The organism is Streptomyces sp. NPDC030245 (assembly GCF_055572995.1).
Genome location: NZ_JBVICF010000014.1, coordinates 102740 through 120613, shown reverse-complemented (window position 1 = coordinate 120613; position 17874 = coordinate 102740). Strand labels below are relative to the sequence as shown.

16 protein-coding genes are annotated in these 17874 nt (G+C 71.7%); 12 read left to right on the top strand and 4 right to left on the bottom strand.

All coding sequences use genetic code 11. The features are described 5' to 3' along the window. Positions 1–101: 101 nt before the first annotated feature. Positions 102–653: a hypothetical protein gene (locus tag ACZ4Z4_RS32180; RefSeq protein WP_468335227.1), complete on the bottom strand. Its 552-nt coding sequence runs from the start codon at positions 651–653 to the stop codon at positions 102–104. Between the two features lie 55 nt (positions 654–708). Beyond that, positions 709–1386 carry a bifunctional DNA primase/polymerase gene (locus ACZ4Z4_RS32175; RefSeq protein WP_468335224.1) on the bottom strand — a complete coding sequence of 226 codons (678 nt, stop codon included), beginning with the start codon at positions 1384–1386 and terminating at the stop codon, positions 709–711. Between the two features lie 453 nt (positions 1387–1839). Between ACZ4Z4_RS32175 and ACZ4Z4_RS32170 the strand changes: the two genes are divergently transcribed. Next, positions 1840–3375 (top strand): PP2C family protein-serine/threonine phosphatase, encoded by a 1536-nt coding sequence (locus ACZ4Z4_RS32170; protein ID WP_468335221.1) that lies wholly within the window; start codon positions 1840–1842, stop codon positions 3373–3375. A 132-nt stretch (positions 3376–3507) separates the two neighbouring features. Then, positions 3508–4992, top strand: coding sequence for an aminopeptidase P family protein (locus tag ACZ4Z4_RS32165; RefSeq protein ID WP_468335218.1), 1485 nt, complete (start codon positions 3508–3510; stop codon positions 4990–4992). Between the two features lie 58 nt (positions 4993–5050). On the opposite strand, the gene ACZ4Z4_RS32160 is transcribed toward ACZ4Z4_RS32165, so the two are convergent. Beyond that, positions 5051–5575 (bottom strand): carboxymuconolactone decarboxylase family protein, encoded by a 525-nt coding sequence (locus tag ACZ4Z4_RS32160; RefSeq protein WP_468335215.1) that lies wholly within the window; start codon positions 5573–5575, stop codon positions 5051–5053. Between the two features lie 41 nt (positions 5576–5616). Here ACZ4Z4_RS32160 and pdxR point away from each other — a divergent pair, with 41 nt between their 5' ends. Continuing rightward, positions 5617–7059: a MocR-like pyridoxine biosynthesis transcription factor PdxR gene (pdxR, locus tag ACZ4Z4_RS32155; RefSeq protein ID WP_468335212.1), complete on the top strand. Its 1443-nt coding sequence runs from the start codon at positions 5617–5619 to the stop codon at positions 7057–7059. 44 nt (positions 7060–7103) lie between these two features. Here the strand turns inward: pdxR and ACZ4Z4_RS32150 are convergent, their stop codons facing one another. Further along, positions 7104–7565: an ATP-binding protein gene (locus ACZ4Z4_RS32150; RefSeq protein ID WP_468335209.1), complete on the bottom strand. Its 462-nt coding sequence runs from the start codon at positions 7563–7565 to the stop codon at positions 7104–7106. Between the two features lie 250 nt (positions 7566–7815). On the opposite strand from ACZ4Z4_RS32150, the gene ACZ4Z4_RS32145 reads away from it, so the two are divergent. The 9 genes from ACZ4Z4_RS32145 to ACZ4Z4_RS32105 all read left to right on the top strand — a co-directional run bounded on the left by ACZ4Z4_RS32145 (position 7816) and on the right by ACZ4Z4_RS32105 (position 17825). After that, the gene (locus tag ACZ4Z4_RS32145; protein ID WP_468335206.1) at positions 7816–8706 is read left to right on the top strand and encodes a hypothetical protein; all 891 of its coding nucleotides are present in this window, start codon (positions 7816–7818) and stop codon (positions 8704–8706) included. Positions 8707–8869: 163 nt separating this feature from the next. After that, a complete protein-coding gene (locus ACZ4Z4_RS32140) occupies positions 8870–9592 on the top strand; it encodes a YcnI family copper-binding membrane protein (RefSeq protein WP_468335203.1) in 723 nt (240 codons plus the stop codon). Positions 9593–9682: 90 nt separating this feature from the next. After that, on the top strand, positions 9683–10369 hold the full coding sequence (locus ACZ4Z4_RS32135; protein ID WP_468335200.1) for an SCO family protein: 687 nt from the start codon (positions 9683–9685) through the stop codon (positions 10367–10369). Between the two features lie 41 nt (positions 10370–10410). Continuing rightward, positions 10411–10863, top strand: a complete 453-nt coding sequence (locus ACZ4Z4_RS32130; protein ID WP_468335558.1) for a copper chaperone PCu(A)C — start codon at positions 10411–10413, stop codon at positions 10861–10863. A gap of 14 nt (positions 10864–10877) precedes the next feature. Next, complete coding sequence (locus ACZ4Z4_RS32125) at positions 10878–12857, top strand: copper resistance CopC/CopD family protein (RefSeq protein WP_468335197.1); 1980 nt, start codon at positions 10878–10880, stop codon at positions 12855–12857. A gap of 14 nt (positions 12858–12871) precedes the next feature. Then, on the top strand, positions 12872–14116 hold the full coding sequence (gene efeB / locus ACZ4Z4_RS32120; protein WP_468335194.1) for an iron uptake transporter deferrochelatase/peroxidase subunit: 1245 nt from the start codon (positions 12872–12874) through the stop codon (positions 14114–14116). A gap of 57 nt (positions 14117–14173) precedes the next feature. Then, a complete protein-coding gene (gene pheA, locus ACZ4Z4_RS32115) occupies positions 14174–15109 on the top strand; it encodes a prephenate dehydratase (protein ID WP_468335191.1) in 936 nt (311 codons plus the stop codon). A gap of 617 nt (positions 15110–15726) precedes the next feature. Beyond that, on the top strand, positions 15727–17004 hold the full coding sequence (gene serS, locus ACZ4Z4_RS32110) for a serine--tRNA ligase (protein WP_468335188.1): 1278 nt from the start codon (positions 15727–15729) through the stop codon (positions 17002–17004). After that, the gene (locus ACZ4Z4_RS32105; protein WP_468335185.1) at positions 17001–17825 is read left to right on the top strand and encodes an HAD family hydrolase; all 825 of its coding nucleotides are present in this window, start codon (positions 17001–17003) and stop codon (positions 17823–17825) included. The genes serS and ACZ4Z4_RS32105 overlap by 4 nt, the downstream gene beginning before the upstream one ends. The last annotated feature ends 49 nt before the right edge of the window (positions 17826–17874 follow it).

The window sequence follows — 17874 nt, the reverse complement described above, 5'->3', positions numbered from 1 at the left end:
CCATGCGCCGATCTCTTGTTACCGTTCAGGTAGCCCGGTTGCTGGTGCATCCCCCGTCGCCAGCAACCGGGCCCTTTTGTGCCCGGAGACCGGTTCAGCACTCAACTGTCCTGCGGCGATGCCGAGTTGCTTCCCGCCCGCAGCAGCAGCCGTTCCGCCTCGCCCGCCGCGTACTCCGCCACCGCCGAGTACGCCGTCGCGTCGCCCGCCGTCCGCTCGCGCGGGGTCTCGCACGCTGCCGGTTCGTCCCCCGCCGCCACCTCGCAGTACAGCTGCACGGTGTGCGCGTCCGGGCCCATCAGGGTCAGGACCGCGGTCAGCTCCTCGCCGGTGGCATTGCGGTAATAGGTACGTGCCCAGGTGTCGCGGTCCCGCGTGAGCACACAGGTCTGCGCTTCCAGGCCGTCGGGCGAGGAGAGTTCGGGGCCGCACCGGGCGGCGGTGGTCGCTCCGAGGCCCGCGAGCAGCGAGGGTTCCGGGCCCGTCTCCGGCGCGCGACGCTGCCCCGAAGAGGCGTTCGAGGGAGTGGGTGAGGGGGAGGGGAGGGGCGACTTCGCGTCACCGTCGCCGACCGGTCCCGCGGACGCGCCCGCGAGCGGCAGGAGGGCCGTGACGGCCATGGCGCCCAGGAGCACGATCAGGCGGGGCTGCATGAGCCGAAGATAACGACAGTGGGCGCACGGCCTGCTCGCCGCGCGCCCATTTCCCCTACAACTCGGGGGCGCTCACACCCGTACGAGTGAGCGCGTCCACCACGGCGTCCACCACCGCTTCGACGTCCGGCACCCAGGGGGCGGCGGATCCGGGCAGCGGGGCGCGCTCCCAGCGGACCGGACCCTGGCCGGTCACGGAGGGCGGCAGCGCGATGTAACCCCCCTCGCCGTGGAAGCGGAGGGAGCCCGGGACGCAGTCCTTGGCGTACAGCAGCTCGCCCAACTGCGCCATGGAGTACGGCGCGACGAGGATGTGGAGTCTGGCGTCGGTGGCGACCACCGGGCCGAGCCTGATGCCGGCCTCGTCGAGCGCGGCGAGGGCGCGCGCGCCGGCTTCCGCGGGGAGGCTCACGGCGCACGGGGCGCGGCCGCCGGTGGCGAGCACGACGGGGGCGCCGGGTCGATTGGTCCACCACCAGCGGACCATCCGCTCGTCGGTGGTGGCGGCGAGGAGGCCGGGGTCGAGGGGGTGCGCGCCCGGTACCGCGCAGTCGGGGTCGGGGCAGGCGCACCGGCTGCCGTCGCGCCGGTCGAGACCGACTCCCGGCAGTACGGGCCACCGCCATGCGGTCGCGAAGGTCAGAGCCGCGCCGAGCTGTCCGGCACTCCGGCCGGGCTTCCTTACGATTCGCCAGGACAGGAGCCTGCGTCGCCTTCCGAGGATCTCGCGCATGAGCGCTCGTTCCTTTCCGTTGCACGCCGGCGTTAGCCGGGGAGACTGCGGGCCACATCACACCATGTGTGGATCACTTCGCTGTACGTACGAGCTGGCACATCCGACCCCAGCCTGCGGCATGGGGAACCACTCTGAACCGAGCGTTGACGTGGCGTGGGGTGGCGGCGCCTGGCGTTTGCCGTCCCGCGATATTGCTTGCCGCCTCCGCCACGGGAGGATGGGGCACGGTCGTCGTGAATGAGGACGTCCGGGTCCTTGGTCAGGTTCCGGACGGACCCCAACTGCCCCTGGCCATCACTGAGTACGTACCCAGCGCGACCACTGCAACGCTCTACCGAACAACGTCAGTCGACCCTAATATGCCCTAACCCGGCGCTGTTTTCAGCCAACTTCACAAGATCTTTTTCCGCTCCCGTAAATACCTCGGACACCAGGAATCCCAGCAGGACAATGCTGGACATCCCCTCACCAGGGCGTGTACATCTGGAGACATTGCTAGCGGCGCATAATGACATGGGGGTTTGCGATGCTATCGAGCATTACGCACCGGCCGGAAAGCCGTCAGCCATGAACGCCCCGCACCTCCCGAAAGTGGCCGGAATCGATTCAACAGTTCCGCCACCGGCCCACACTGTCGCGCCCGGCGCGCACGCCACGCCCGCCGCGGCGGTCACGGCGGCCACTCCCCTGCCGAGCGCCCCCTGCGCCGTGCTCCAGGACCGGCTCGCCGGCTGGGTCTCCGATCTGACCACGCTCCACGAACTGACCGAGCGGCTCGTCCGCACGGGCACCCTCGACGAGGCGTTGCGCGAGCTCCTGCGCGCCGGCGCCGCCCTCGTGGGCGCGCGCCGCGGACTCGCCGTGGTCGAACCCGCCGACGGCCTCGGGCCCGACACCACCGTCGGCCTCGGCCTGGCCCGCGCCGACCTCGGGCACATCGAGACGGTGCCGCGCGCCGCCACCTCGTACGGCAGGATCCTGGACGCCCCCGAGGACCGGCCGGGAGCCGTGCCCGAGGAGATCGCGCAGCCCGACCTGTTCGCCGAGGAAGGCCTCGACCCGCTCCACCGCGAGGTCGCCCACCGCCTCGGCTACGCCGCCAGTTACGCACTCCCCCTCGCCACCGGGACGGCGGGCCGGATCGGCGCCGCCGCCTGGCTGTACGACGAGCCCGCCGAGCCGGACGAGCGCAGACGCCACCTCGTCGGGCTCTACGCCCGGCAGGCCGCCGAGCACGTGGCGCGGCTGCTCGAACTGGAGCGCGCCCGCACGACCGACGCCACCCTGCGCGAGGAGCTCATGCCCTCGCGGCTGCCCCGGGTCGCCGGGGTGCAGCTCGCCGCCCGGCACCGCACGGGACCGCGCGGCGGCGGCGACTGGCACGACGCGCTGCCGCTGCCCGACGCGGCGCTCGGCCTCGCGGTGGGCTCGGTGACCGGGTCGGGGCCGAGCGCGGTGGCCGCGATGGGGCGGCTGCGGGCCTCCCTGCGGGCGTACGCCGTGATGGAGGGCGAGGACCCCGTCGCCGTCCTCTCCGACCTGGAGCTGCTGCTGCGGCTGACCGAGCCCGCGCGATCGGCGACCGCCCTCTTCGCGTACTGCGAGCCCGCGCTGCGCAAGGTGGTGCTCGCCGGGGCCGGACACAGTCCGCCGCTGATCATCGGGGAGCGCCGCACGGAGTTCGTGGAGACTTCGCTCTCCGCGCCGCTCGGCATGCTCGCCTGCTGGGAGGCCCCGAGCGTGGAGATCGGCCCCGAGCCCGGTGAAACGGTGCTGCTGTACACCGACGGGCTCCTGCACCGCACGGGCGACCCGATGGACCGGGCCTTCGCGCGGCTGCACGCGGCCGCGGCGAGCGTGCCGAGGGGCATCAGGGACGACCCCGGCGCGATCGCCGACCACGTGCTGCACGCCGTCCTGCCCGACGGGCTCGACGCCGTGGACAGCGAGGAGGATGTGGTGCTGCTCGCGGCCCGTTTCGAGTGAAGCGGCGAGCGATTCCCCGAGGACCGAGCGTGAGCCGCGGGCACTCTGTGTAAGTGGCCTTCCGGCCCTGGGACCCCTTCCGTACGCCCGTACGATGGAGAACGGTCCAGTGTCGTACATAGGAGGCAGATCGTGTCGGAGGCGCTCAACCCGGCTGAGCCCATTGCTGCTACCGCAGCGGGCCCGGACGAGACCGAAGAAGAGCCGATCAAGCAGCGCAAGAACGGCCTGTACCCGGGCGTTTCCGATGAGCTCGCCGCGAACATGAAGTCCGGCTGGGCCGACACCGAGCTGCACGACCTGCGGCCGATCCCGCAGGCCGAGCAGACCGCCGCCCGCCGTGCCGCGCTCTCCGCGCGCTTCCCGGGCGAGCGCCTGGTGATCCCCGCGGGCAACTTGAAGACCCGTTCGAACGACACCGAGTACGCCTTCCGCGCCTCCGTCGAGTACGCGTACCTGTCGGGCAACCAGACCGAGGACGGCGTCCTCGTCCTGGAGCCGAAGGACGGCGGCCACGACGCGACCATCTACCTCCTGCCGCGCTCCGACCGCGAGAACGGCGAGTTCTGGCTGGACGGCCAGGGCGAGCTCTGGGTCGGCCGCAGGCACTCCCTCACCGAGGCCGAGAAGCTGTACGGCATCCCCGCCTCCGACGTGCGCGAGCTGGCCGGCAAGCTGCGCGAGGCGACCGGTCCCGTCCGCGTCGTGCGCGGTTACGACGCCGGCATCGAGGCGGCCCTGACCGACAAGGTCACCGCCGAGCGCGACGAGGAGCTGCGCGTCTTCCTCTCCGAGGCCCGGCTGGTCAAGGACGAGTTCGAGATCGGCGAGCTTCAGAAGGCCTGCGACTCGACCGCCCGCGGCTTCGAGGACGTCGTGAAGGTCCTCGACAAGGCCGAGGCCACCAGCGAGCGCTACATCGAGGGCACGTTCTTCCTGCGCGCCCGCGTCGAGGGCAACGACATCGGCTACGGCTCCATTTGCGCCGCGGGCCCGCACGCCACCACCCTGCACTGGGTCCGCAACGACGGCCCCGTGCGCTCGGGCGACCTGCTCCTGCTCGACGCGGGCGTGGAGACGCACACGTACTACACCGCCGACATCACGCGGACGCTGCCGATCAACGGCCGGTACAGCGAACTGCAGAAGAAGATCTACGACGCGGTGTACGAGGCCCAGGAGGCCGGCATCGCGGCGGTGAAGCCGGGCGCCAAGTACCGCGACTTCCACGACGCGGCGCAGCGCGTGCTCGCCGAGAAGCTCGTCGAGTGGGGCCTCGTCGAGGGCCCGGTCGAGCGCGTCCTGGAGCTGGGCCTCCAGCGCCGCTGGACGCTGCACGGCACCGGCCACATGCTCGGCATGGACGTCCACGACTGTGCCGCCGCGCGCACCGAGACGTACGTGGACGGCACGCTGGAGCCCGGCATGTGCCTGACGGTCGAGCCCGGTCTGTACTTCCAGGCGGACGACCTGACCGTGCCGGAGGAGTACCGCGGCATCGGTGTCCGGATCGAGGACGACATCCTCGTCACGGAGGACGGCAACAAGAACCTGTCGGCCGCTCTGCCGCGCACGTCCGACGAGGTCGAGGCGTGGATGGCGCGCCTCAAGGGCTGACTCGCGCTCGCGTGACGAAGGGCCGGTTCCCCCCGGGGGGCCGGCCCTTCGGCGTTCCTCAGTGGGCCGCCCGCTCGTCCTCACCCGCCACCTTGGCGGTGCTCAGGGCGATGCGGTTCCAGGTGTTGATGGTGAAGATCAGGGCGAGGACGCGGGCCAGTTCGGACTCGTCGAAGTGCCGAGTGGCCTCTACGTAGACATCGTCCGGGACCCCGCCCTGGGAGACGAGGGTGACCGACTCGGTCAGGGCGAGGGCCGCCTGCTCCTTCGCGGTGAAGAAGTTACGGGCCTCGCGCCACACGCCGATCATGTGCAGCCGTGCCTCGTCCTCGCCGGCCTTGCGGGCGTCGGAGGTGTGCATGTGGAGGCAGTAGGCGCAGCCGTTGAGGAGCGAGGCGCGGATCTGGATCAGTTCGACCAGGGCCGGGTCGAGGCCGTCGCGGGCGGCGGCGTCGAAGCCGATGAGGGCCTTGAAGGCCTTGGGGGCCGCCTGGGCGAAGTTGAGGCGGGGGGTGTGTTCGTGGCCCTGCGCAAGGGTGGGGGCGGTGGCCTGCGGGGTGTTCGCGGTGTTCGTCATGACCATGAATCTACGGGCGGGAAAGACCTCGCGTAGGGTGCATTCCCATGCCGGAATCATGGGTCAATTTGGCGGAGCGCATCGGCAGTGACCTGCACGTGGACCTCTCCGGTCCGGGCAGCCGCCGCGCCGTTCTCATCCGTGCGCTGCGCGACGCCGTGCGCGAGGGACGGCTCCCGCCGGGCACCCGGCTGCCGCCCTACCGCTCGCTCGCCGCCGACCTCGGCCTGGCCCGCAATACGGTCGCCGACGCCTATGCCGAACTGGTCGCCGAGGGCTGGCTCACGGCGCGACAGGGGTCGGGGACGCGGGTGGCCGAGCGGGCCGCGCCGCCCAAGCGCCCGCGCAAGCCGAAGCCCGCTCCGCCGCGCCCCGCGGCGCCCGCGTACAACCTGCGCCAGGGCACGCCGGACGCCGCCTCCTTCCCGCGCACGGCCTGGCTCGCGGCCGCCCGGCGCGCCCTCGGCGCCGCACCCAACGAAGCCTTCGGGCCCGGCGACCCGCGCGGCCGCGTCGAACTGCGCCGGGCGCTCGCCGACTATCTGACGCGGGCCCGGGGCGTGCGCGCCGACCCCGAACGGATCGTGGTCTGCTCCGGGTTCGCGCACGCCCTTCGGCTGCTGTTCGCGGGGGCGCGCGGGGCGGGCGGCGGGGTGCTGCGGGGGCCCTTCGCCATGGAGTCGTACGGGCTCGGGTTCCACCGGGACATCCTGGCGGGCGCGGGCGTGCGGACCGTGCCGCTGGGCCTGGACGAACAGGGCGCCGTGGTGGCGGAGTTGACCGGGGGCCCGCGGGTGCGCGGTGTACTCCTCACGCCCGCACACCAGTTCCCGACCGGCGGTCCGCTGCACCCCGCCCGGCGCGCCGCGGTCGTCGACTGGGCCCGTAGCAGCGGCGGTCTCATCCTGGAGGATGACTACGACGGCGAGTTCCGCTACGACCGTGAGCCGATCGGCGCCGTACAGGGTTTGGATTCCGAACGGGTCGTCTATCTCGGCTCGGTCAGCAAGAGCCTCTCCCCCGCGGTGCGCATCGGCTGGATGGTGCTGCCCGAGCACCTCGTCGATGGGGTGGTCGCCGCCAAGGGGGAGCGGGAGGCGTGGGTGAGCGTCCTCGATCAGCTCACGCTCGCCGAGTTCATCGCCTCCGGTCAGTACGACCGGCACATCCGCCGGATGCGGCAGCGCTACCGGCACCGGCGCGACCGGCTCGTCACCGCCCTCGCCGAGCGCGCCCCGCACATCACGGCCACGGGCATCGCGGCGGGCCTGCACGCGGTGCTGCGGCTGCCGCCGGGGACGGAGGCGTCCGCGGTCAAGGCGGCGGCCTGGCAGGGGATCGCGCTGGACGGCCTCGCGGCGTTCCGGCACCCGGGGGCGACGATGCCGGCCGGGGACGGTCTCGTCGTCGGGTACTCGACGCCTGCGGAGCACGCGTACGGGGCGGCGGTGGAGGCGCTGCTGCGGGCGCTGCCGCCGGCCGACGGCTGACGGCCGTCTGCGGTCGGGGGAATGGCGTCTTCCGGTGGGGGCCCTCACGCCGTCATCAACGGCGCGCCCTCCCGCCACTTGAGGATCTTGTCGAAGCTGATCACCGCACCGCTCCTGCCCGGCTTGTTGCCGAGGTGGACGTGGTCGGCGAGCTCTCTGATCAGGCACAGGCCCCGGCCGTGCTCGTCCGTCTCGGCGGCGGGCGGCCGGGGCGCCGGACAGCCGCGCGCCGTGCCGGGAAAGCCGGGCCCGGAGTCGTCCACCTCGATGCGGCACTTCTCGCCGTCCAGGTAGGCCGTGACGCGGTAGCCGCCCGGCGCGGCCCCCGGCGCGCACGCGCCGCCGTGCTCGACGGCGTTGGCGCACGCTTCGCTGAGGGCGACCGACAGGTCGTAGGAGACGTCGGGATCCACGCCCGCCGTCTCCATCGTGCCGATCAGCAGCCGGCGTGCGAGCGGGACGCTCGCGGCCTCGCGCCGCAAATGGAGAGACCACCAGATGCTCATGCTCCAGCCTCCTGGCCGCGGCTCGACATACCGATACGTATTGCCGCGCGCGCCCCCGAATAAGCGCCCGAAGGACGTGAGACCGCCCATACGGCGGACGCGCGCCCCCCGCCAGCCGGTGTAGGACGGCGGGACGGAACGCGGCGCTCGCACCGCCCCAGGCCCACCAGAGCCACACCCATCACCTGGAACAGGACCTTCCGGACCTGCCGTACGCATGGGGCGGGCCCAGTGCGATGATGGCCCGGCCATGACTGCCCCCCACCAGCGCAAGACGCGCGACGGAGCCGACCTCCGGCTGCTGAGGGCCGCGACGTTCGCCGCGGTCTGCGTCGTGCTGTCCGCCGGGGGCCATGTGCTCGCTTCCTGCGTCGCCGTCCCGCTGTGGACGCTGGGCGCGGGCTTCCTCGTCGTCCTCGCGGTCGCGCTGCCGCTCGCCGGGCGGGCCCGTTCGCTGCCCGGCATCGCCGCGCTGCTCGCGACGGGACAGCTCGCTCTGCACGCCCTGTTCGGCCTCGGCCAGCACGGCACGGCCGCGGCGGCCACCGTGCACGGTGACGCGACCCTGGTGGAGCGGGCCGCACGCCTGGTCTGCGGTGCGGGCGCCGCGACGATCACGCCCGCGCAGGCCCACCGGATCCTCACCACCGCCGGGCTCGGCCCCGGCGGCGCCGGCGCTTCCGGAGCGTCCGCCGGGCATGAGCACGGCCGGTCCGCCGCCGCGGCCGCCGACACGGCGCTGGACTCGGTCGCGACCGGCGGCTCGCACACCGGTGGCATGGGGTCCATGGGCGCGATGGCACTCGTGCCGTCCCTGCCCATGCTCGTCGCGCACCTCCTCGCGGCCCTCGCCGCCGGCTGGCTGCTCCGCAGCGGCGACCTCGCGCTGCTCCGCCTCGTCCGCCTCGCCAACGGCGCACACGGTGTCGCGGAAGGGGCGCTCGTCCGCTCCCTGCGCTCGGCCCTGACTCTCGTACGCGCCCTGCGGGCAGGTCTGCCCGGCGCGCCCGAGACGACCGGACCGCGGCCGCCGCGCACCGCGCTGCTCGTGCCGCCGAAGCCGCGCACGGTCGCGCTCAAGGACGCGGTGATCAGGCGTGGACCCCCGGCCGGGGCCCACGACGTCGAACTCGCCGCCTGACGCGACACACTCCACACCGCTGTACGGAGAGCACTCCACAGCGCAGTACGGAGGGGTCGCTCGGCGCGCACGCGCGCGTGCCCGACGCGGCCGCGCCCAACCCTCGTACTGATCACCGCTGATCATCACTGATCACCACTGACGAAAGTGGAGTGTTCCTGTCATGAAGCTGTCCCGTATCGCCGCTGCCGGCACCGTCGCCGCCTCCGCCGTCCTCGTCCTCTCGGCGCCCGCGTTCGCGCACGTCAGCGTCTCCCCCGAGGGCCAGGCCGCCAAGGGCGGGTACGCCACGGTCAACTTCAAGGTGCCGAACGAAATGGACGACGCCTCGACCAACAAGCTGGAGGTCTCCTTCCCGGCCGACCACCCGCTCGCCTCCGTCATGACGCAGCCCGTCCCCGGCTGGACCGCGAAGGTCACCAAGAGCAAGCTCGACAAGCCGCTGGAGATCCACGGCGAGAAGATCGACGAGGCCGTCACCAAGGTCACCTGGACCGCCGACGGCAAGGGCATCCAGCCCGGCACCTTCCAGAAGTTCCCGGTCTCCATGGGCCAGCTGCCCGAGGACGCCGACGAACTCGTCTTCAAGGCCGTCCAGACGTACGACAACAAGGAAGTCGTCCGCTGGATCGAGCCGCAGCAGAAGGGCCAGGACGAGCCGGAGCACCCCGCGCCCGCCCTCCCGCTGACCGCCGCCTCCGACGGCCACGGCGGTGGCGCCGACGCCGCGAAGTCGGACGACAAGTCGCACGACACCGAGAGCGCGTCGTCCGACTCCGACAGCAGCGACACCACCGCCCGCGTCCTCGGCATCGTCGGCATCGTCATCGGTGCCGCGGGCGTCGCGTTCGGTGTGCTCGCGGGCCGCCGTCGCGTCACCGGCTGAGCCGCAGGACGAGCCACCCGCGGGGCGCACCGGCGCGGCGTACAGCCGCCCCGGTGCGCCCCGGCCCCCTCACATCTGGGACATTTTCGTATGCGCACCAAGAGCTCGAAGAGCTACGCGAAGAGCACCGACAAGAAGCTCGCCGCCGCTGCCCTGCTGGCCGTGGCCGCCCTCACCCTGACTGCCTGCGGCAGTGGTGACGACAGCAAGAAGCCGGTCGCCGAGGTCTCCATGGAGACCGACTCGGGCAAGGCCGCCACGGTTCTGGACAAGCCGTACCAGAAGCCGGACCTCGTCCTCACCGACACGCACGGCAAGAAGTACGACCTGCGCGAGGAGACCAAGGGCAGGCCGACGCTCATCTACTTCGGCTACACGCACTGCCCCGACGTCTGCCCGCTGACGATGAACAACATCGCGGTCGCCAAGAAGGCCCTGCCCAAGGCCGACCAGGACAAGCTCAAGGTCGTCTTCGTGACCACCGACCCCGAGCGTGACACCCCCGCCGAGCTCGGCAAGTGGCTCAAGGGCGTGGACTCCGACTTCATCGGCCTGACGGGCGACTTCGACACCATCCAGGCCGGGGCCCGCCGGCTCGCCATCAACATCGAGCCGTCCAAGAAGGACAAGAAGGGCAAGATCGTCTCGATGCACGGCACGCAGGTCTTCGCCTTCTCCCCGAAGAACGACGCGGGATACGTCCTGTACAGCGACAAGGCCACCGCAGGCGACTACACCAAGGACCTGCCCAAGATCGTCAAGGGGCAGACCCCGTGAACCACCGCACCACCAAGCACCGCGCGCTCGCCACGGGGGCCATGGCACTGACCGCCGCGCTGGCCCTCGCGGGCTGCGGCGACGACTCGGGCTCCGCCTCCGGGGAGACCGCGAAGAAGCCCGAGCTGAAGGTCAGCGGGGCCTATGTCCCCGAGCCCACCATGGACGACATGGCGGCGGGCTTCTTCACGCTGACGAACAAGGGCAGCGCCGACCGGCTCACCTCCGCCACCAGCGACATCGCGGGCGCCGTCACCCTGCACAGCACCAAGGGCGGCGCGATGAAGGAGGAGAAGTCCTTCGCCGTGCCCGCCAACGGCGAGCTCGACTTCGCGAGCGGCGGCAACCACCTGATGCTCGAAAAGCTCAAGCGCAAGCCCAAGCAGGGCGAGAAGATCGCCATGACCCTGCACTTCCAGAAGTCGGACCCGATCACCGTCGAGGTTCCGGTCAAGGAAGCGACGTACAGCCCCAAGCAGCACAAGTCGCACTGAGGGACGGATCGTTGATGCAGACCATCGCTCCCCGCTCCAGGGTCGTTTCCCGGACCGGTAGGGATTCCGGCGCAGCTCCCCGCCTCTGGCGGCTCCTTCTGGTGCTCCTCGCCGCGACCGGCGTCTTCCTCGCCGGTGCCGGGCCCACGTCCGCGCACGCCGCGCTGACCAGCAGCGACCCGAAGCAGGGAGCGGTGGTCGACAAGGCCCCCGACCAGGTGAAGCTCACCTTCTCGGAGAAGGTCGCCATGTCGGACGGCTCGGTGCGGGTGCTCGACCCGTCCGGCAAGCGGGCCGACACCAAGAAGACGACGGACCTGGGCGCCAACACGTACGGCGTGAAGCTGCGTCCGGGCCTGCCCGACGGCACCTTCACCGTCGCCTACCAAGTGGTCTCCGCCGACAGCCACCCCGTCGCCGGTGCCTTCACCTTCTCCATCGGCGCGCCCTCCGACACCAAGGTCGCACTGCCCGACCAGGAGGTCGGCGGCGGCCTGGTCGGCCTGCTCTACGACATCGTGCGCTACTTCTCGTACGCCGGGTTCATCCTGCTCGTCGGCGGCGCCGCCTTCGTCCTCGGCTGCTGGCCGCGGGGCGCGGGGGTGCGGCCCGTGCAGCGCATCGTGACGTCCGGCTGGGTCGCGCTCACCGCCTCCACGCTCGTCCTGCTGCTCCTGCGCGCCCCCTACACCGGCTCAGGGAAGCTCGCCGACGCCTTCGACATGGGCAAGCTCGGCGACGTCCTCAACACCAAGACGGGCGCCGCCCTGGTCTCCCGGCTGCTGCTGCTCGCCGCCGCCGCGCTGTTCATCGCGGTGCTCTTCGGCGCGTACGAGAAGCGGGAAGACCCGAAGGAGAAGAAGGACCTCACCTTCGGGCTCGCCATCGGCGGCACCGTCGTCGCCATCGGCATCGCGGCGACGTGGGCGATGGCCGAGCACGCCTCGACCGGCATCCAGGCAGGCATCGCGATGCCCGTCGACGTGCTGCACCTGCTGGCCGTCTCCGCCTGGCTCGGCGGACTCGCGTCGCTGCTCGTCGCGCTCTTCCGCACGACCGCGGTGGACGCGTCGGCCGTGCAGCGGTTCTCGACGGTGGCGTTCACCAGCGTCGTGGTGCTGGCGGCGACCGGCACCTACCAGTCGTGGCGGCAGGTCGGCTCGTGGTCGGCGCTGACGGGCACGTCGTACGGACAGCTGCTCCTCGTCAAGATCGGCCTGGTCGTCGTCCTGGTGGGCGTCGCCTCCATCTCGCGGCGGTGGACGGGGCGGATCGCCGCCGAGGTGGGCGGCATGGCTCCGGAGAGCGCGGCCGCCGTCGTCGTCGAGCAGCGCGCCAGGCAGGCGGCGAAGCAGGCGGCGAAGACGGCTCAGAAGAAGCCGGTCACGGTGCCGGCCTCCTCCGGGGACGCGGGCGACGACCCCAAGCGCTCCGCCCAGCTGGCGCGCCAGCAGGCCGCCATGGACAGCGCCCGTGAGAAGCGCGTCCGCGACGCCGACCCGCACCGCTCGGGCCTGCGCCGCTCGGTGCTCACCGAGGCCGGCATAGCCGTCGTCCTGCTGGCCGTGACGACCATCCTCACCGCGACCGAGCCCGGCCGCACCGAGGAGGAGGCCGCCAACGCCACCGCCGCGGCGGCGGCGCAGCGCTCGGGACCGCTCAAGCTCAAGGTGCCCTTCGACACGGGCGGCACCGACGGCAAGGGCGCCGTGCAGCTGGACCTCGACCCCGGCCGTAGCGGCAGCAACACCCTGCACCTGTATGTGAAGCGTCCCAACGGCAGCGCCTTCGACGTCCCCGAGGTGAAGGTCTCCTTCACCCTCGAGTCGAAGGACGTCGGGCCGCTGCCCGTCGCCCCGGACCGCATCGCCACCGGACACTGGACCGCGAACGGCGTGCAGATCCCGATGGCAGGCAAGTGGAAGATCGCGGTGACGGTGCGGACCTCCGACATCGATCAGGTCACCGTGAAGAAGAACGCGCAGATCGGCTGAACGGAACAACCACCATGGCGGAGAACGGGATTTCCAGGCGGCGGCTGCTCGGCACCGCCGGCGCGACGGGCCTCGCGCTCGGCGCGGCGGGCGGCGCCGTCGGCTACGCGGCGGCCCCGGACACCTCGGCGGACTCCGCCGATGTGTCGCGGACGGAGCTGGCCTCCCTGGGCGCCGAACAGGTGATGTTTCACGGGAAACATCAGCCCGGCATCACCACGCCCCTCCAGGCCCGCGGGCATCTGATCGCCTTCGACCTCGCGGCGGGCGCGGGCCGCAAGGAGGCGGCGGCCCTGCTGCGCCGCTGGTCGGCAACGGCCGAGCGGCTGATGGCGGGCGAGCCGGCCGGCGGGGCGGACACGGCGGTCGCCCGGGACGCGGGCCCGTCCTCGCTCTCCGTCACGTTCGGCTTCGGTGCCTCCTTCTTCTCCCGTACGGGCCTGGAGAAGCGGCGCCCGGCCGCCCTGGCCCCGCTGCCCGACTTCTCCTCGGACCACCTCGACAAGGCGCGCAGCAACGGCGACCTGTGGGTGCAGATCGGCGCCAACGACTCGCTCGTCGCCTTCCACGCGCTGCGTGCGATCCAGCGCGAGGCGGCCGGGACCGCGCGCGTGCGCTGGCAGATGAACGGCTTCAACCGCTCGCCGGGCGCCACCGCGCGGCCGATGACGACCCGCAACCTGATGGGTCAGGTCGACGGCACGAACAACCCCAAGCCGTCGGAGAAGGACTTCGACGAGCGGATCTTCGTGCCGGGCGACGGCGACCCCTCCTGGATGGCGGGCGGCTCCTACGTGGTCGTACGCCGTATCCGGATGCTCCTCGACGACTGGGAGAAGCTGGACCTGAAGGCGCAGGAAGCGGTGATAGGGCGGCACAAGTCGGACGGCTCACCGCTCACGGGCGGTACGGAGACGACCGAGCCGAAGCTCGACAAGACCGGCCCGGACGGCAAGGTCGTCATCCCGCTCGACGCGCACGCCCGCATCACACGGCCCGACCAGAACGGCGGCGCCGCGATGCTGCGCCGCCCGTTCTCCTACCACGACGGCTTCGACGCCAAGGGCGAGCCCGACGCGGGGCTCCTCTTCGTCTGCTGGCAGGCGGACCCGATGCGGGGCTTCGTCCCGGTGCAGCGCAAGCTCGACCGGGGCGACGCCCTGTCGGAGTTCATCCGGCACGAGGCGAGCGGTCTCTTCGCGGTGCCGGGCGGGGCGGCGAAGGGCGAGTACGTGGGGCAGCGGTTGCTGGAGGGGTAGGGCGCCGCTCCGTGAGACGCGTGAGCCGCGCCACGCCGGGCCCACTAGGGTGACGGTATGTCGGCGACGCGCTATACGTACCTGGGCCCCGAAGGCACCTTCACCGAGGCGGCTCTCCGCACCCTGCCCGAGGCGGCCACCCGGGAGCTCGTCCCGATGGTCTCCGTCCCTGCCGCGCTGGACGCGGTCCGCGGCGGCGAGGCGGCGGCGGCTCTGGTGCCGATCGAGAACTCGGTCGAGGGCGGCGTCACCACCACCGTCGACGAACTCGCCAAGGGCGACCCGCTGATGATCTACCGCGAGGTCGTGCTGCCGATCGCCTTCGCGCTGCTCGTCCGCCCGGGCACGAAGCTCAAGGACATCAAGACGGTGACGGGCCACCCCGTCGCCCAGCCGCAGGTCCGCAACTGGCTGGCCGCGCACCTGCCCGACGCCCAGTGGGAGTCGGCGGCGTCGAACGCGGACGGCGCCCGGCTGGTCCAGGAGGGCCGCTTCGACGCGGCCTTCGCGGGGGAGTTCGCGGCGACGACGTACGGCCTCGAAGCGCTGGTCAGCGAGATCCACGACGCGGCGAACGCCGAGACCCGCTTCGTGCTGGTCGGCCGTCCGGCCCGCCCCGCCGCGCCGACGGGCGCCGACAAGACCTCCGTCGTCATCTGGCTGGGCGACGACCACCCCGGTGCCCTGCTCGAACTCCTCCAGGAGTTCGCCGTGCGGGGCGTCAACCTGATGCGCATCGAGTCCCGGCCGACGGGCCAGGGCATCGGCAACTACTGCTTCTCGGTGGACGCCGAGGGGCACATCACGGACCGCCGGGTCGGCGAGGCCCTGATGGGGCTCAAGCGGATCTGCCCGCAGGTGCGCTTCCTCGGCTCCTATCCGCGGGCGGGCGTGTCGACGGAGGACGTCAGGGCGCCGCGGCCCGGCACGACGGACAGCGAGTTCATCGCGGCGTCGGACTGGTTGGCGCACTGCCAGGACGGCCGTTTCTAGCCAGCACCGCGTCACCGCCCGGGGCTCCTCGGCGCCCATTCCTGCGGTCCTACCTGCAGATTTACGTTGTCCACAGAAGTTATCCACAGGCGCGCGTCTCGACCTGGGGACAAGTCGACAACGAAGCGCGACATGGTCGACAAATCGGCCTACAGCCCCCAACTCCGTCCACAGGGGCGCACGTCACCCCTCGTCCACTCTTTTCTATTGATCAACTCTTTAGAGCGAGGCATTTCCACTCGAAAGAGGGTGTGCGAGTGGTTTGGGAAGTGATTCCCCAGACGCGTGAGGCCCTTTGGAAACGGCCCCTTCCGGCATCCACAGATTTTTCGCACACCCTGTGGATAACCGTCCGGAGGCGCTGGTTCCTGTGGACAACCACAGTGGAGGGGCGGCCCAAATCCCGTCTCCCACAAGGGGATCCGGTCAAGGCGGCGGGCACGCTCTGCCCCCTTTCGGGGAATAGTGCCCTTTTTATTGACCGGGGGCCGGACGGCTCGGGACGGAGCTTTTCCGGCCGCCCCGAACCCGGAATTCATATTCCGGCAAACCGGGCATAACGTACACAATGGAATATGGAGTCGTTGGCCGGAAGCGCGCAACGGTAGCCTTGTGGGGTGATTGACCTTCGCCTGCTCCGTGAGGACCCCGACCGTGTTCGCGCCTCCCAGCGCGCCCGTGGAGAGGACGTCGCGCTCGTCGACGCCCTGCTCTCCGCCGACGAGCGGCGCAGGTCGTCCGGCGTCCGCTTCGACGAGCTCCGCTCCGAGCAGAAGGCGCTCGGCAAGCTGATCCCCAAGGCCGCGCCCGAGGAGAAGCAGGAGCTCCTGAAGAAGGCGGGCGAGCTCTCCGCCGCCGTCAAGGCCGCCGACGCCGCACAGGACGAGGCCGACGAGGAGACCAAGCGCCTCCTCCAGCAGCTGGGCAATCTCGTCCACCCGGACGTCCCGGTCGGCGGCGAGGAGGACTTCGTCGTCCTCGACACGATCGGCACCCCCCGCGACTTCGCGGCCGAGGGCTTCGAGCCGAAGGACCACCTGGAGCTCGGCGAGGCGCTCGGCGCCATCGACGTCGAGCGCGGCGCGAAGGTCTCCGGCTCGCGCTTCTACTACCTCACCGGTGTCGGCGCCCTCCTGGAGCTCGCCCTGGTGAACGCCGCGATCGCGCAGGCCACCGAGGCCGGGTTCATCCCGATGCTGACGCCCGCCCTGGTCCGCCCGCGCGCCATGGAGGGCACGGGCTTCCTCGGCCAGGCCGCGGAGAACGTGTACCACCTGGAGAAGGACGACTACTACCTGGTCGGCACCTCCGAGGTCGCGCTCGCCGGCTACCACATGGACGAGATCATCGACGCCGACAAGCTGCCCCTGCGGTACGCGGGCTTCTCGCCCTGCTTCCGCCGCGAGGCCGGCACGTACGGCAAGGACACCCGCGGCATCTTCCGCGTCCACCAGTTCGACAAGGTCGAGATGTTCTCGTACGTCGACCCGGACGACGCGGAGAACGAGCACAAGCGCCTCCTGGAGTGGGAGAAGCAGTGGCTGACCGGCCTCGGCCTGCCCTTCCAGGTGATCGACGTGGCGACGGGCGACCTCGGCGCCTCGGCCTCCCGCAAGTTCGACTGCGAGGCCTGGATCCCCACCCAGGGCAAGTACCGCGAGCTCACCTCGGCCTCCAACTGCGACGGCTTCCAGGCCCGCCGCCTCTCCGTGCGCATGCGTGACGGCAAGAAGATCCAGCCGCTCGCCACGCTGAACGGCACGCTGTGCGCCGTCCCGCGCACCATCGTGGCCCTCCTGGAGAACCACCAGCAGGCCGACGGCTCCGTGGTGGTGCCCGAGATGCTCCGCCCATACCTCGGGGGACGCGAGATCCTGGAGCCCGTCGCCAAGTGAGCCACCCTGCTCCGGTCACGCCCGCCTTCCCGTACAAGCTGGTCGCGACCGACCTCGACGGGACGCTGCTGCGCCCCGACGACACGGTTTCGGAACGTACGCGCCAGGCGCTCACCGCGGCCACCGCGGCGGGCGCGGCGCACATCATCGTCACCGGCCGTGCGGTGCCCTGGACCCGCCACATCCTCGACGACCTCGGCTACGACGGTCTCGCGGTGTGCGGCCAGGGCGCGCAGGTCTACCACGCGGGAGAGCACCGCCTGCTCACCTCGGTGACGCTCGACCGGCAGCTGGCGGGTCTTGCGCTCGCCAAGATCGAGGCGGAGATCGGGCCGCTCGCCCTCGCGGCGAGCCGCGACGGCCTCGAGGGCGAGGTCATCGTCGGCCCGGGATACGCGGTCCAGGACGGCCCGCTCCCGGCCATCCCCTTCACGGACGTCGCCGACCTGTGGGCGGCCCCGCTGAACAAGGTCTACATCCAGCACCCCGGCCTGAGCGACGACGCGCTCACCGAGGTGGCGCGCAAGGTCGCGGGCGACCTGGTCGGCGTGACCATGGCGGGCGAGGGCATAGTCGAGCTCCTGCCCCTCGGCCTCTCCAAGGCCACGGGCCTCTCCCTGGCGGCGCGCCGACTGGGCGCGAAGGCCGTGGACACGATCGCCTTCGGCGACATGCCGAACGACATTCCGATGTTCGCCTGGTCCGCCCACGGCGTCGCCATGGCCAACGCCCATGACGAGCTCAAGGCCGTGGCGGACGAGGTGACGACGTCGAACGAGGCGGACGGCATCGCGGTGGTGCTGGAGCGCCTCCTCGGCTGACGCCGAGGCGCGTGTGGCCCCCCGGGTGACCCGGGGGGTGCTGGCGGAT

Coding starts and splice junctions, on each gene's coding strand:
- ACZ4Z4_RS32180 (WP_468335227.1), bottom strand. CDS start 653: ATGCAGCCCCGCCTGATCGTGCTCCTGGGCGCCATGGCCGTCACGGCC.
- ACZ4Z4_RS32175 (WP_468335224.1), bottom strand. CDS start 1,386: ATGCGCGAGATCCTCGGAAGGCGACGCAGGCTCCTGTCCTGGCGAATC.
- ACZ4Z4_RS32170 (WP_468335221.1), top strand. CDS start 1,840: ATGCTGGACATCCCCTCACCAGGGCGTGTACATCTGGAGACATTGCTA.
- ACZ4Z4_RS32160 (WP_468335215.1), bottom strand. CDS start 5,575: ATGGTCATGACGAACACCGCGAACACCCCGCAGGCCACCGCCCCCACC.
- pdxR (WP_468335212.1), top strand. CDS start 5,617: ATGCCGGAATCATGGGTCAATTTGGCGGAGCGCATCGGCAGTGACCTG.
- ACZ4Z4_RS32150 (WP_468335209.1), bottom strand. CDS start 7,565: ATGAGCATCTGGTGGTCTCTCCATTTGCGGCGCGAGGCCGCGAGCGTC.
- ACZ4Z4_RS32145 (WP_468335206.1), top strand. CDS start 7,816: ATGACTGCCCCCCACCAGCGCAAGACGCGCGACGGAGCCGACCTCCGG.
- ACZ4Z4_RS32140 (WP_468335203.1), top strand. CDS start 8,870: ATGAAGCTGTCCCGTATCGCCGCTGCCGGCACCGTCGCCGCCTCCGCC.
- ACZ4Z4_RS32135 (WP_468335200.1), top strand. CDS start 9,683: ATGCGCACCAAGAGCTCGAAGAGCTACGCGAAGAGCACCGACAAGAAG.
- ACZ4Z4_RS32130 (WP_468335558.1), top strand. CDS start 10,411: ATGGCACTGACCGCCGCGCTGGCCCTCGCGGGCTGCGGCGACGACTCG.
- ACZ4Z4_RS32125 (WP_468335197.1), top strand. CDS start 10,878: ATGCAGACCATCGCTCCCCGCTCCAGGGTCGTTTCCCGGACCGGTAGG.
- efeB (WP_468335194.1), top strand. CDS start 12,872: ATGGCGGAGAACGGGATTTCCAGGCGGCGGCTGCTCGGCACCGCCGGC.
- pheA (WP_468335191.1), top strand. CDS start 14,174: ATGTCGGCGACGCGCTATACGTACCTGGGCCCCGAAGGCACCTTCACC.